Source organism: Lysinibacillus sp. FSL K6-0232 (assembly GCF_038008325.1).
In the GTDB taxonomy this organism is placed as follows: Bacteria; Bacillota; Bacilli; order Bacillales_A; family Planococcaceae; genus Lysinibacillus.
Genome location: NZ_JBBOYW010000001.1, coordinates 108,709 through 123,922, shown reverse-complemented (window position 1 = coordinate 123,922; position 15,214 = coordinate 108,709). Strand labels below are relative to the sequence as shown.

Here is a 15,214-nt window from a genome sequence, read left to right as displayed (position 1 = left end):
TATACATCGTTCTGCTCTCTGACACGGCCATATCTAAATAACACTCCGCTTTACAAATCGAGCAATATATAGACGACAACATACTAAAATACTCATCCATATTCCTATACTTGAACTAAATATAAACAGGAAATCCCATTCTATTGACCCGCCTGAGTCTATTTGCATAATTAAATTTGTTAAGAGCATACCAAATGTTACGCCAAGCAATACGCCAATCGTGACAATAAAGAGAACTTCAAACCAAATAAGCTGTTTTAATTCCTTTGGTGAAAGCCCGATTAAACGTTGTATCTGATATTGTTCTTTCCTTTTAATAATAATATGAATTATCGTTTGCACTAAACCTATACAGCTCGCTACAACTAAAGCAGCCAAAACGACGATAAACATTGCCCATCGTTGATAAAACCATTCCGAGGCTTGCTCTAAAAGAACAGCTCGTTCCACAATTTTTAATGTTGGCCAATCGCGAATCGCATACTGCAGATCGTCTAATGTTGCGTCAGGAGCTAAAGTTAAATGGATTTTATCAATAGGAATAACATCTTTAATCAAAGGAGAACTCCAGTCAACATAAAGGTGTGTATATTTGTCTTCCACCGGAATAATTCCAGTAATTGTTAAATAAATTGTTTGTTCATTCGAATTTTCGTCAAAGAAATAGCCTTCTAAAACATCTCCTATTTTTAAGTCATATTTATCCGCTGCATCTTCTGTAATTTCAACTCTATTCTCTCCACCAAAATCTTTCGCATCATAATTCAGATTAAAGTTAGAAGCTATAAAAGAACTACCCTTACTACTTAATTGTATTTTTTCTATTGAAACATTTTTTTTCAATAACGCTATATCCTCATAAAAGATATTCTCAAAATAAGGATTCGTAATTGCTACTTCATATGGATATGTTTCTTCAATTATTAGTTCTTGACCTTTTACAAGAGATTTCAAAAACGTACCATTAAATACAATAATCATAATCAAAATTGCCAATATAAAAACAACAGGAATATAGCTTCTTAAATTAGGCATGAACTGTATTTTTATATAGTGTGCTTTATTTCCTAAATAATGATGAATCCAAGAGGATCCTTTATTCAACGTATACACTATCACATATGGGAATAAAAAGAATAATAAACCAATGATTAGTACACTTCCAATAAAGATTAAAATAACCGACTCCAGTGTACTAGGCTTTGCAATACCTTGTAAAAAAATGAGTAATGAGATTACACCTACTATAAAAGTAAGCACGCTCTTCCATTTTACCCATCGATACGATTTAAGCTCATCATTTCTTTTCATCACTATAGGTGTTGCTTTCGCTACTTTCGCTACTTTAACAAACACAAACATATAAAGTAAGAAATAAATTGCAAGTAAAATTGCTAAAAAATAAACAACAGGAATGCTAAAGTCGGCTTGCGGTAGGCCAATCATCTCAACAAAAGACGGGACAATGAATTTTAGCAACAAAAGACTCCCCATTGCGCCTATCCCTACACCCATTAGTAAAATAATCGTCGATTGAGTGTTGACAATCTTTTTTAGTTGCTTTGTCGTTGCGCCCATCGTTCTTAACACGAAAAACTGAGCTTGCAAACGGCTAAATAATAATGAAAAAGTAGACTTCAATAATAGTCCACTAACTACGATAATACTTATTACTAACATAAGTATAAACACGAGCAAGGTAATCAAATTTGCTTGTACCCAGTCCATTTCATTCGTTATTTCAACACGAATATTTTTGAAAAGTTGGTTCAATACAGTGGCTGTTTGCTCCACATCCTTTGTTTTAAGCATAACAAACAAGCCTTCTATTTCTGTTGGTGCATGACTTACACTTTTTAATAGAGCCATGTCCATATAAAGAATAGGTGCATCTTCTCCATAAGTATTCGGAGCGAGCACTTCTTTTATCACAAATGACTTATCATTTATCACTATTGAATCTTTAGCAAATTTATTTAACGTTTCTGATAAAGAATATGTAATTACGACCTCATTATCTTTCGGTGTGTCGTTTAAATGGTAAAACCCTTTTGTTAACGTCCCACTTGTCACACCTAATGTATAAACACCTTCAAGCTGATCGACAGATGTAAATTGCAATAAGATTGGTTCTACTTGCTCAACTTCTTCTAAATTTTCAATTGTATTAAAAATATCTGTTGTAATCCACTGACCCGTATCAAAATAGGTTGAAAAATCATAACCTGCTGAAATATCTACATCCCCATACATACTGTGAATATTTTCTTCCATCTCCGTTTGTGCATTATCCACATAAATTAACATCGTTGCAATTAAACAAACCGCGAGCGCTACTACCTGTATGGCAATGATTACTTGTGTTTTAGCCGCTTTACAAAGTTTCCAAGCAATATTTTTTAAATCATACATTGAGATAGCTCCTCTGTATATTTTTAAATTTATCAAAAATTATTGTTAAATTATCACTATTCGCTTGATTGATATAATTATCTACTAATTTCCCTTTATGAAAAAATAGTACACGATCAGCATAAGTCGATACATGTGGATCATGTGTTACTAATATAATGGTTTGATTCGTTAAATTTTTTAATTGGACAAGTGTTGTTAAAATATCATCTGTCGTATTCACATCTAATGCCCCTGTTGGCTCATCTGCCAACAATAGTTGCGGATTAGCAATAATGGCTCTCGCTATAGCCACTCGTTGCTTTTGCCCACCAGATAATTCAGTTGGTTTCTTTCTAGCTAAATCATTGATTGCTAATTTTGCTAGCACATCATTTACCTTGTGAGCAATTTTTTTAGAGTCCTCATCTAGTAAAATTAACGGCATTGCCACATTATCCGATACCGTTAATTCATCTAATAAGTTGAAGTTTTGAAATATAAATCCTATATTTCGCTTTCTAAATTCGGATGATGTTGGCTCTTGAAATTGCTCAATCATCGGTACACCTTGAAAAATTAATTCCCCATGTGTTGGTTTATCTAAAGCAGCTAAAATATTAAGCAATGTACTTTTCCCTGAGCCACTTGTACCCATGATGGCTACGATTTCATTTTGATAAATTTCACAATTGATGCTATCTAATGCTTGTGTTGTAAAATCCTTCGACTGAAATTCTTTTGATACATTTTTCATGACTACTAATGGGGATTCCTTCTCATTTTGTATCTCATGTAGTTTTAACTGCTTCATGGAAACACTCCTTTTGCTCATACCATTTGTATTGTGCTTGATGCATACGATAAAATAATCCTTTATTATTTATCAATTCATCAAAAGTACCGATTTCTTCAATTTTCCCTTTATCCATTACGATAATCTTATCCGATAATTTCGTGGGTCCGATTCTATGTGTAATCGTAATCGTTGTTTTATCGTCTGTCATGCTATCGAATAATTCAAGTATTTTTAATTCTGAATGAGGATCTAATGACGCTGTAGGTTCATCCAACAAAATTAAGCTAACATCCTTCATTAACGCTCGTCCTAAAGCTATTTTTTGCCATTCCCCCCCAGACAAATCAATTCCGCCATCCATTTCTTTAGATAAATAAGTATCTAAGTCAACATTATGGACTGAAAATTTTTCTCCCAATCCTACCTGTCTTATTACATCCCATATTTTCTGTTCATTATCCATGTCATCAACATTGCCAAACCCAATATTTTCTCTTAATGAATACATATATTTAGGGAATGTTTGAAAAACTACAGCAACTTGTTTATAAAAACTAGATTTATCAATGTCATTCATATTTTCTCCATTTACTAAAATCTTTCCTTCCGTCAAATTAAACAAGCCTACTAAACAATGAGCGAGTGTTGTTTTCCCTGAACCATTACCACCTACAATCGAAATTTTTTCTCCTCTTCGTATTGAAAAGTTTAATTTCGAAAAAATTGAAATATCAGAATAAGGGTAGTTGAAAGTTCCATTTTTAATATCAATTGCTTCAATAGACTTAATTTCTTCTCTCTTTTCATCATCAAAATATTCTATTTTTAATAAGTTGATTAAAGCATTATTATAAATAGCTGCTTCAAATATAGAAGCTAAATGTGCACCAATTTGACCAAAAATGCCCTGCAAAGTAATTATTGCCGCAGTTAACGCCACATAACTCCCTATTGTTAAAGCGTTCTCTACTAGTTGATAAACAAAGAATACAGATACACCTGTATTGATAACCCCCACAAGTAGTATCATCACTGCACTATTTTTCAGTTCCCACTTTGCCACTTCAATTCTTTTGTTCATCGTATAAAAATAAAGGTTTTTCCATTTCCCTAACAAATAATCACTCAAACTATACATTTTAATTTCCTTTAAATAGTTTTTGTCAAAAAAAAGAGATTCTGTATAAGAAAACTCTCTTTCTTTAAATGCAACATTTTTTTCAACTTTATAGTTTTTAAATTTGCTAAAAAAAACAATAACAACCCCTGGAATTGTTGATAAAAACACAGTTAAAGGTAATGTCCAATGAATAGCCGATAGAATCATAAAAATTGAAAATAGCGAAAATACACTTGTAATGATCTGTAGAAAAGAATATGTAGTACCTAGTCCATTTCCTTCCAACGCTTTACCTGCCAAATTCACTTGATTGTAAAAAAAACCAGACTCAAAGTTTTCTAATGAAACGCTAGTTACTTTTTTGTTTAACATTGCTTTAAATAAATAATTCACTTTTAAAGAAATTTTTCGAAAGAGGTACCCTTGAATTTTTCCAGATAGTTGTCCAAATAGACTAAAAAACGTTATTGCTACAAGTAGAACTAACACATATCCTAATTCATTAGGGACTTTCTGCACCACTGTTAGTTGATCTATCAACCTTTTCTGTAGCAAAATTTCTAAAGGTAACATAATGGAAGTCGTTAAGCTTAAAAGAATTAAAATAAGAAATATACCCCTTTGTTCTCTCCAAATATTTTTCAAATAAAAATACTGGGAATAAAAAAAATCTCTAACAGGTCGGTCTTTCTCAAGAAATTTTAATTCATTGAAATTCATAGTCATTCACATCCAAAAGATTTTCTAAACTTGCAATTCCTTTTTTCTCTACTACAAAATGATCAGTATTCAAAACGAGATACATTGGAAATGTATCTATTTTTAATTGATTAGATAAAATTTCTTCTTCAATAAAGTAAATATATTGATCTTCTAAATAGCTCAGGTAATCTCGATTTTCTATCGTATCCATTGCTATAAAAATATACTCTTCTTTTTTAACAGATATTAAAAATTGGAATTTTGATAATGTTGCTTTGCAAGCAGAACACTGACTATCAATAAAAACTAAAGTCTGCATATTAACCTCATTCACAATATCCTGAACTTTAACAGTTTCAAATTGTTTGGTCTTCAATGAAATCATTGGGAAAACGGACTTTTCCAATGGCCCTCGTTTTTCTAAAGTTAGCACTCTTCTAGTTCTTAATGAAAACAAAATACTAAGCATTAATACACAAGAAATGATGATGAAAGCATAATAAATTTCCATGCTCATCGTTACACCACCTCTACGTTTCTTCTAATAATTATTAAAGTGGTGAACCATAAAAGAACAGGTACGAGATAAAATACATTGCCAAAGTCAAGTATATTCATATTACCTTTATCAAAATATAGTAGTGGCACTATACTGAGAAACATGCATACACTTTGTATTAAGCCACCTAGTCCTGTCTTAGTTGGAATTAAATTACCGAAACATTTACAGTCCTCTTCCGCCTTATTAATAAACGCATACGAATTAATAATGATAAAGAGTAAGATTAAAGATAAGGCACTAATATAAAGTATAGGGTGATCATAAATAAATAAACCGACACCTATTACGATTTCAAATAATGGGAATAACAATGCCATAAACGTCATCGAAATATCATTAATAGCAATATACTTCAAAAAAAAGTGCTTTGTATTTGAATGCGAGATTAATTTAGAAAACCCTGAAAGTATCAATACTAAAGCAGCACCATAACAAAAAATATCAATCATAGTATCTCTCCTAAAAAAATCAAGAACACTAATGTGAATTTTGTATAATTGTATCCTAAATTTTTTATATTTATATTGATGGGTATGTTTTCAAAACAACCGCAGTTACGTGTCATTCTTTCTTTAGAAGGTTTAAACAGTAAAAACAGACTGAACAATTGCAACATTACGGCGGTCATACATATGTATACATTTACAAACTGAATTAAAAAGAAAATACCTACAGTCACTTCTACACTCACTAAAATGCTTACGAATGTTGGCGTTATTTTTATTTTCTCATTTATCGCCGCATAATAATGATAAATTTTAAAAACTTTATTGAATCCGTTTTTCAGAAAAATCATTGCTACAATCAGATAAACGATAATGATGTTTAGTCAACTCCTTTTCTTTCAACTCATTAAAAGCCTTTAATGTACAAGGCTTTTATAGCAAACTACACACAAAATGTTATATTGTTTCAAAGAAACTTATCTTCTGAAGAACAATTCATTATATCTTCCCAATAATATTTTTCTCCCATATATAGTAATACTGGAATTTCTCCAATTTGTAGTTGATTTAATTTCATCAAATGTTCGACTTTTATTTCGTCATCGTTTTTATATACTACTTTTATTAAATTAACTTCTTTCTTTTTTGAAATTCTACGATAAATAGCATTCAAAACATATAAATTATCAAAAATGTTTTTTTCATCCAAAATTAGATATAATTTTTCTATATCCAATACTTCTATTTGCTCAATCTGTATAAATCTTCGTTGAAAATTAATGTAGTTTCTCAGTCTAGTCAAATTGTAAAAAAGGCAACTCAAACATACAATCACGAAAATAAGTAACATATTATAATAATAAGTTAGAAAAATATGGATTCTCAACATATTTTATAGGAGTATTGTGCTATTTCTATAGGGCAAATTTAGTTTTGATATTTATTTCCTGCTATAGAATCTTAACAATTCATCATACTTGACTCTTCATCAAACCTGTTCTTGACTATACATTCCTGTTACAGCTTTTGTGTAATAAGTTAACATAGAAATAAACTAGTTTTGATATTAACCTATTTATAGGTTAGCATTCATTTTCTTCTGTTGAACATGAAACAGTTATAGATCTACAAATATGGCATACCGTTACTACTCCAGGGCCTGGACATGACTGAGCAACATATTTTCTCACTCTACGAGAAACTTTTTTAGAACCTCTAGCATCAAAAAACGGCAATTCTCCACCCCAGCCACATTCACCTTTAATAATTTCCGAACTATTTCCACTATCTATAAGCATTGGTTTACTATATGTCATTAACATGATTATTTCCCCCTTTAGCCCTTAAAAATAGCACAATATACCTACACTAACCTGCCTCCTTCTTAATATTTATTCACTACTTTCTTGCATAAGCCATACTTCAATGGATAACAGTAATAAAAAAGTCACTTCTATTAACAAACCATTTCTCCATTTATATAAATTTTCTTCCCAAAACTCTTCTGAACAAAGACCTAATCTTGAAACAACTAAAGGTGACTTTAAATTCGAATAAATTGAATCCCAATTTTTTCTTATACTCTTTAATGTATGAGCAACGTGTGATGTTTTATTTATACGCAGTCTAATACTGTCAGGTAATTTATTTTTCTGAGAGTCTCTTAAGATCTTTTTCGTATAGAAAGGATCAAAGAGAATATGACTAGGGATTTTAATCATAAAAGAAATTAACTCCCTATCTAAAAAAGGATGTTTTAAATCCACACCATAAAAGCCACCTATTGCCCTATCCATATAGTGATTGGCTTTTGCATTTAACATTTCATACAATAAATTTCTAGCATGATTCCGTTTATTTTTAGTGATTCTACTAAACGGAGGTGGTTGAATGATGTACTCATGTAATCCTTTAAAAGCAGATATATTTGTATACATACAATATTTAGTTAAATCACTAAACATACTCTTTATTTTTCCTTCTCTAACGTAATCTCTTAATAAATATGGTGAATTCGTTAAAAGTTGATCCCCACCATAACCTGTTAGGATATTATTGGTATTATTGTTCACACATGACTCTATTAAACGAGAAGTAAATTCACATGTAGGGGCAGTGACATGTGGTTCGTCAAAATGTAATATATTATTTCGGAGGTCTTCATACATCAATACTGAATCATAATTTAGGAAAGTACCTTTAGAATTATATTGTTCTAATAATTCTGTGATATATACACTTTCATCACATTCCTTTAATTCATCAAAAACAACGCTTACCGAATCAATATCTCCGTATTTTTCTCCCAATCGTTTTGACACATTAAAAATAGTAGATGAATCTAAGCCACCACTTAATAACACCGTATTTCGCTCGCTTTTATGTAATCTCCTCAAAATTGCTTTATTCAAAATATTTTCGAATTCTTCAATTAGTTCTTCCTGATTAATAGATTTCTCCTTCATCATCCATTTGTCAGAAGTTAATTCATCATAATTCACATACTCTATCAAGTTAATTTCCTTATCTTTAAAAATAAACATATTCCCACTCGGTAAACGCAAGATATCTTTATATGGCGTTAAATATGAGTCAACAATTCCATTGGCATTTAGATATTCTTGAAAGTAAATACTATTCAACCTAGGTGTATTTAAATAACCTTTCAATAGAAAAATATCGCTCGCAACTACTAATTTTGTATCGGTTTTTAAATAAAAGAGCCGTTTTACCCCCAAGGTATCTCTACAAACCATTACTGTAAAATTCTTTTTGTCAAATAAAACAAATGAAAATTCACCATCTAAACACTTAACAAAATCTGAACCAAAAGTGTTATAAAGGGCAATTAAATTAGTGAGCAATTCCTGTTCATTCCAATCAACATTTTCATACACACCATGATTTAAAATATTGTATATTACAATATCCCCCACTATTAATACATCATTATTTTCAAAAAACACATATGAGGTCGTATTTTGAGCATATGCTGCTTTCACAACAAAGTTCTCTGAAGACGTGTTGAAATAATTTACTTTTGATTTACTATTGACATTAAGATGTCTATTATTATCTGTTTTATATTCCGAATTATATCCGAATTCAAATACATACCAGTTCAACTAAGCTCAACTTCCTTCATATATGAGTTAGAATCTATAATTATTTTCAATAAATCAAGATTTTCCATTTCTTCAAATAGATTTTGTCCTTGATATTGAATCCAAGCATGTGCCTCTAAAGGGAATTTTTTTATTCCTATTACCATGTTTACTGGTAAACCATACTTAGATTGAAGTATCTTATAACCAATTAATGTTTTATGTATACAATCTGCTTTCCTAGGATACCAACAGCAAACTTGATCTAAAAGATTAAACCAATCCAAAATCTCTTCAATTCTCTCCTCAGTCAAAGTTTCTTTAGAATCATTTATAGTATATTTGCTTATATAGCTTCTAAGGACTTTATCAAAGCCTTTTCTCCAAATTTGGAAATCTAAAGATACTAATTCCTTGTATAAATATAAAATATTATACAAATTTAATTAACCCTCCTTTTGACAATGAATTTATAAATTCATCTAAATCTTTTTGAATAATTTGCGAATCCTCATTTGTTCGCTTAGCTATTACTCTAGCGATATCAGAAATCACTGATGTTTTGTCTAGCTCTTCCCAAATAAACGAACTAAATTTATCGAGTGCGTAAATTTGATTCGTATAAATATTAATAATTAGATATTCATCCTCTTCTTTATAGGAAATAAGATTCTTTGATTTTTTTACACGCACCTCTTTTACCATTTTCTCCTCCCTTGCTGTATGAACAATCTCTAACACTATTCATGACTACTATACATAGTTGTACGCGATAATAGTTTCTTTACTCTTAACATATTCTTTTTTTTACATAACCGTATTTTTTCTACCCGATAAATTACGTTTATGACTACATGAACGGCCAAATATAAAATGCACTCACTCATTGTCAGTTAACAATGAGTGGACGCATTTTGTTAAAAAGTTATTTTATCAGCATGGAAAATTCCCTTAGAAAGCAAATAAAAGACCCCTTATGGAAAGGAGCCTTTTCGCAAAAATTTTATATTAGTCTTCAAATTGATATAAAGGTGTTGATAGGTAGCGCTCACCATTTGATGGTACCACTGCAAGAACATTTGAACCTTTGCCCAAGCGTTTTGCTGTTTCGATAGCTGCATGAATTGCTGCACCTGATGAAATACCGCATAAAATACCTTCTTCACGAGCTACTTTGCGAGCTACATCAAAAGCAACCTCATTTTCCACAGGGAATACAGAAGAATATACCTCTGTATCTAAAACTGCTGGGATAAAGCCTGCACCAATACCTTGGATTTTATGTGGACCTGGTTGACCACCAGAAAGAACTGGCGAATCCTTCGGCTCAACAGCGATAATTTCAATGTTTGGATATTTTTCTTTTAAAACGACACCTGCACCTGTAATTGTACCACCCGTACCAATACCAGCTACAAATGCATCCAATGTTAAACCGTCAAATGCTTCAACAATTTCAGGACCTGTTGTTAGGCGATGGATTTCTGCATTTGCTGGGTTTGTAAATTGTTGTGGCAAGAAATAGCCATGCTCTTTAGCTAGTTCTTCTGCTTTTGCAATAGCTCCCTTCATTCCTGCTGGACCAGGTGTTAACACAAGCTCTGCACCATATGCGCGTAATAGGTTGCGGCGCTCTAAGCTCATTGTTTCTGGCATTGCTAAAATTGCTTTATATCCTTTAGCTGCAGCAATCATCGCAAGACCAATGCCTGTATTGCCAGATGTCGGCTCGATAATTGTACCACCAGGCTTTAATGTGCCATCCTTTTCAGCTGCTTCAATCATCGCTAAAGCTAAACGGTCTTTTACTGAGCTACCAGGGTTAAAATATTCTAATTTTACATATACAGTACCTTCATTTTCACTTGTTGCATGATTTAATTTCACAATAGGTGTATTGCCCACTAATTCTGCTACTGAGTTTGCTAATTTACTCATTTCATCATCCACTCCCAATCCCTACTATTTTTATAGGTTTTACTTATTTTGTATTTTATCAATTTTTCCATTCGATTGTCAATAAAGAAAACAGATATTTTCTGAATATTTATTTGCCACATGCTAAAAAGAATCTGCAGCATTTATTTGGGTAAGTCACTATGACATTCACAAGCTAACTTAGGCTTATTTTACCCGCAAAAATCCGCAGATTCTTTCTGTTATTATTTTTCTTTTTTAGACTCCCCATAATACCATGTTGCATTAAATTCCGACCAAAAAGCTTCGGGTGTTACAGATTGCGGTAATTGCTCTAAAGCTAGCTCACGCTCAATATGCTCTTTCACATCATTATATGTAAAGGTTTGTCCTTCTAATACCTCTTGTACCTGAACAATTCCATAATGCCCATTATCTAGCTTAAAGGCTTTACTAATTTCATTTGCCTTTAACGATTTTGCAGCATTAATAATAGCAGGGTCAATATTTTCCTGATTTTCTGTCAGGAAGCCAATATCGCCTCCTAAGCTTGCTGAAGCACTATCCACTGAAATTTCGCGTGCCAGCACAGAAAAATCAGAGCCATTTTTTAACTCACTTAATGCCTCGTCAGCAGCCTTTTTAGATTCTACTTCAATAAAATTTGTACGATAGCTTGTTTTTGTATTATACAGCCCTTGATTCTCTTCGTAGTATTGCTCAACATCTTCTCCACTGATCACTACATCTTTTGTTAGCACCTTATCTAGTATAAGCTGTGAGCGAATTTTTTGACGTAGCTGCTCTGCTGAAAGATTTTGCATAACTGTATCAAACTTATCTTGTGCAGAACGCATTAATGCTAGTTCAAGGTCAATTTCTTGATCTGTTACTTTAATTTTATATGCTTTTGCTGCCTTTTCCATTACTGTTTCATTCACTAAATTTTGTAGTGTTTCTTTACCGTAGCGTTCTTCCATAGCAATCATCCACTCTTGACGTGTAATGACATCCCCACCAATGGCAGCGACTTGTTCGTCGCTACCAATTTCTTGATCTTTATTTGGGATTAACCAAGCAATGAACCATGAAATATTCCCCAGTAACAAAATCACCATAACAGCTAAGGCAGGTTTTGTCTTTAAACGGCGTTGTAATAGAGGTGTTTGGTTTGGTGTTACAGCGGGTGCAGGTCGTCGATTACGCGTTGAGCTCATCAATAAATCCTTCTAGCTCTTCTTTCGAAAATTCGTATGTTTCCAAGCAGAAATGACATTGTGCCTCTGCTTTGCCATCTTCTTCAATCATTTCTCGAATTTCCGCTGTTCCTAAACCTAAAATTGCTGCACCAAAACGCTCTTTTGAACACTGACATTTAAATTCAACAGGCATGGAATCTAAAAGTTGTAGATGCCCATTTCCCAATACAGCCTCTAAAATTTGCTCAGGTGTAAAGCCTTTTTCAATCATTTTCGAAACAGGCTCTATCGTAGCAAGATGTTGCTCAATTTCATTAATTGTTGCATCATCACAGCCTGGCATTAATTGAAGAATAAATCCCCCAGACGCAAGAATTGTATTATCTGGATTCACTAAAACTCCTAAGCCAACAGATGAAGGCACTTGCTCAGACGTCGCGAAATAATACGTAAAATCTTCGGCAACCTCACCTGAAACAATGGGTGTTTGTCCAGAGAACATATCTCTTAAGCCAAGGTCTTTGACAACTGTTAACGCTCCCTCTGAGCCAACACCTGCTCGAACATCTAGCTTACCATGCTCGTTTAAATCAAAATGAACATGTGGATTTGTCACAAAGCCACGCACCTCACCATGTGCATTGCTATCAATGACCATAGGACCAATTGGGCCATTCCCCTCAATTTTAATTGTAATTTTCTCTTCACCTTTTAACATTGCCCCCATCATAACAGCGGCAGTCATGGAGCGGCCTAGAGCTGCTGACACAACAGGCCATGTATCATGGCGACGTTGCATTTCTCCTACTGTTGCTGTTGTGCGAGCCGCAAAGACGCGAACTTGCCCATTAAATCCTAAACCTCTTACTAAATAGTCATTCATAAATGAAATGTCCCTCATTTCTTATTGATTACGTTTATATAGCTTATATAAGCCTTTGAGCGTTAAAAATGGCTCCACAACGTCAATAATTTGTGTTTCTGCTGCAATTAGATTCGCTAGACCACCTGTAGCAATTACTAATGGCTCCTCTTTACTTTGTGCCTTCATACGATTCACAATACCCTCTACTTGTCCAACAAAGCCATAAAAAATACCTGCCTGCATCGCAGAAACCGTTGTTTTGCCAACAATATGTGTAGGTCGCAATATTTCAATACGTGGTAGCCGCGCAGCCTGTGTATAGAGTGCCTCTGTAGAAATGGTGATGCCCGGTGCAATAGCACCACCCATATAATCACCCTTCTCATTCAAATAGCAATAGGTTGTTGCTGTGCCAAAATCAACGATAATTAAAGGCGGTTTATATAAATCTAAAGCTGCTATAGCATTAACAATACGGTCAGAGCCAACCTCGCGTGGATTTTCATATTTAATATTTAAGCCTGTTTTCACACCAGGACCTACAACTAACGGTTTTTTTCGAAAATATTTCTGGCACATTGCCTCTAACGAAAACATAATTGGCGGTACAACTGAGGATATAATAATACCTGTAATTTGTTCAAATGAAATACCTGCATGATGAAAAAACGATAATACTTGCATGGCATATTCATCCTCTGTTTTATGAAGGTCTGTTACCATACGCCAATGGAAGGCTAATTGCTCGCTGTCATCATAGACACCTAACACAATATTAGAATTCCCTGCATCTAACACTAAAATCAAGGCTAATACCTCCCATATCGTCAATGTAGCTTTTATAAACTTAATGCTATAGCCAACAAACTAATTACACTTGAGAAAATGATACCATACTTTTTATAGCAAGCAGTAGCCCTTTGAAAAGGAGCTCCCTATATTAGGCAGCTCCTTTCTCATTATTTAAAATTAAATTTTTCTGGGTCTGGACCACAGCGTAAGCCATCATTTAGTGCATCTAATTGCTTCATCTCTTCTTCTGTTAAGGCAAAATCAAAAATATCAAGGTTTTCAGCCATACGTGTAGGTGTCATTGTTTTTGGAATCGTTACAACATTATGTTGAACATCATAACGCAATACAATCTGTGCAGGTGTTTTGCCATATTTCGCAGCAAGCTCCTGAATTAATGCTTCCTCCAGCAATTTACCGTTCATTAAAGGTGACCATGCCTCCACCTGAATGCCCTTGTCTTGGCAATACGCACGTACTTCCTCCTGCGTTAAATGTGGATGGAACTCAATTTGATTAATAACAGGAACGACTGTTGTTTCCTTTAAAAGCTTTTCTAAATGATGTACATGGAAATTACTTACGCCAATAGAGCGTACTCGACCATCTTGATAAATTTTTTCTAATGCTTTATATACTTCAAGATAATTTTCGTCAATACCAGGCCAGTGTACTAAATATAAATCTAAATAATCTAAGCCAATTTTTTCTAAGCTACTGTCATAAGCAGCAAGTGTTTCTTCATAGGAAAGACCATCGTTCCACACTTTAGAAGTAATAAATAGCTCCTCACGAGTTACCAGTCCTTCTTCAATTGCTGCACGTATACCGCGTCCAACACTTTCCTCATTACCGTATACTTGTGCTGTATCAATGCTACGATAGCCTTTTGCAATAGCTGTTTTTACAGCTTCTGCTAGGTCATCTCCTTCAGGCACTCGAAAAACACCATAACCCACTAAAGGCATTTCCAGTCCATTATTCAGTGTTACATTTCCCATGCTTCAACACTCCTATCTTGTTTTCGCTAACATTTACATCTTCTCTCTACAGAGTTGTATGTAGCTGTCCTTCACTTATCTATCGTAATGCTTCACCATACGAAAAGGCAAAGAAAAAGGATTGAAAGCAAGCTTCAAAATCAATTATGCTCCAGCGTAATTGATTTCGCGCAGATAAACAATGCGTTCGGATTTTTTCGAGTGAACTCGAAAAAATCCTCTCAAAATCCACAGCAATATTTTCTGTACCGAAAGCGCCTTTTTTCTTGGTTCAATAGGCGTTTGGATACCCTCTAACAGAGGTAAAGGGCATTCA

The 15,214-nt window shown here is 33.3% G+C and carries 16 protein-coding genes; all 16 read right to left on the bottom strand.

What is annotated here, in order from left to right; translation table 11 throughout:
- Window positions 1-33 precede the first annotated feature (33 nt).
- The gene (locus MHB42_RS00610; protein ID WP_340803826.1) at window positions 34-2,412 is read right to left on the bottom strand and encodes an ABC transporter permease; all 2,379 of its coding nucleotides are present in this window, start codon (window positions 2,410-2,412) and stop codon (window positions 34-36) included.
- On the bottom strand, window positions 2,405-3,205 hold the full coding sequence (locus MHB42_RS00605) for an ABC transporter ATP-binding protein (RefSeq protein ID WP_340803825.1): 801 nt from the start codon (window positions 3,203-3,205) through the stop codon (window positions 2,405-2,407). The genes MHB42_RS00610 and MHB42_RS00605 overlap by 8 nt, the downstream gene beginning before the upstream one ends.
- A complete protein-coding gene (locus MHB42_RS00600) occupies window positions 3,183-5,030 on the bottom strand; it encodes an ABC transporter ATP-binding protein (RefSeq protein WP_340803824.1) in 1,848 nt (615 codons plus the stop codon). Before MHB42_RS00600 ends, MHB42_RS00605 begins: the two co-directional genes overlap by 23 nt.
- Complete coding sequence (locus MHB42_RS00595; RefSeq protein ID WP_340803822.1) at window positions 5,017-5,529, bottom strand: hypothetical protein; 513 nt, start codon at window positions 5,527-5,529, stop codon at window positions 5,017-5,019. Before MHB42_RS00595 ends, MHB42_RS00600 begins: the two co-directional genes overlap by 14 nt.
- Window positions 5,530-5,531: 2 nt before the next feature.
- Window positions 5,532-6,023: a MauE/DoxX family redox-associated membrane protein gene (locus MHB42_RS00590; RefSeq protein ID WP_340803821.1), complete on the bottom strand. Its 492-nt coding sequence runs from the start codon at window positions 6,021-6,023 to the stop codon at window positions 5,532-5,534.
- Entirely contained in the window at window positions 6,020-6,382 is a 363-nt protein-coding gene (locus MHB42_RS20655; protein WP_445299985.1) for a MauE/DoxX family redox-associated membrane protein, read from the bottom strand. Before MHB42_RS20655 ends, MHB42_RS00590 begins: the two co-directional genes overlap by 4 nt.
- Before the next feature lie 104 nt (window positions 6,383-6,486).
- Window positions 6,487-6,756, bottom strand: coding sequence for a hypothetical protein (locus MHB42_RS00585; RefSeq protein WP_340803820.1), 270 nt, complete (start codon window positions 6,754-6,756; stop codon window positions 6,487-6,489).
- A 346-nt stretch (window positions 6,757-7,102) separates the two neighbouring features.
- Complete coding sequence (locus tag MHB42_RS00580; RefSeq protein WP_340803819.1) at window positions 7,103-7,342, bottom strand: hypothetical protein; 240 nt, start codon at window positions 7,340-7,342, stop codon at window positions 7,103-7,105.
- A gap of 69 nt (window positions 7,343-7,411) precedes the next feature.
- Window positions 7,412-9,145, bottom strand: coding sequence for an asparagine synthase-related protein (locus tag MHB42_RS00575; protein WP_340803818.1), 1,734 nt, complete (start codon window positions 9,143-9,145; stop codon window positions 7,412-7,414).
- Complete coding sequence (locus tag MHB42_RS00570; RefSeq protein WP_340803817.1) at window positions 9,142-9,564, bottom strand: lasso peptide biosynthesis B2 protein; 423 nt, start codon at window positions 9,562-9,564, stop codon at window positions 9,142-9,144. Before MHB42_RS00570 ends, MHB42_RS00575 begins: the two co-directional genes overlap by 4 nt.
- Complete coding sequence (locus MHB42_RS00565) at window positions 9,557-9,829, bottom strand: PqqD family protein (protein WP_340803815.1); 273 nt, start codon at window positions 9,827-9,829, stop codon at window positions 9,557-9,559. The genes MHB42_RS00570 and MHB42_RS00565 overlap by 8 nt, the downstream gene beginning before the upstream one ends.
- A 303-nt stretch (window positions 9,830-10,132) precedes the next feature.
- Window positions 10,133-11,062 (bottom strand): cysteine synthase A, encoded by a 930-nt coding sequence (cysK, locus tag MHB42_RS00560; protein WP_340803814.1) that lies wholly within the window; start codon window positions 11,060-11,062, stop codon window positions 10,133-10,135.
- 224 nt (window positions 11,063-11,286) lie between these two features.
- On the bottom strand, window positions 11,287-12,258 hold the full coding sequence (locus MHB42_RS00555; protein ID WP_340803813.1) for a peptidyl-prolyl cis-trans isomerase: 972 nt from the start codon (window positions 12,256-12,258) through the stop codon (window positions 11,287-11,289).
- On the bottom strand, window positions 12,242-13,123 hold the full coding sequence (gene hslO / locus MHB42_RS00550) for an Hsp33 family molecular chaperone HslO (protein WP_340803811.1): 882 nt from the start codon (window positions 13,121-13,123) through the stop codon (window positions 12,242-12,244). Before hslO ends, MHB42_RS00555 begins: the two co-directional genes overlap by 17 nt.
- A 21-nt stretch (window positions 13,124-13,144) precedes the next feature.
- A complete protein-coding gene (locus MHB42_RS00545; protein ID WP_340803810.1) occupies window positions 13,145-13,912 on the bottom strand; it encodes a type III pantothenate kinase in 768 nt (255 codons plus the stop codon).
- Window positions 13,913-14,064: 152 nt separating this feature from the next.
- Window positions 14,065-14,898, bottom strand: coding sequence for an aldo/keto reductase (locus MHB42_RS00540; RefSeq protein ID WP_340803809.1), 834 nt, complete (start codon window positions 14,896-14,898; stop codon window positions 14,065-14,067).
- Window positions 14,899-15,214 lie beyond the last annotated feature (316 nt).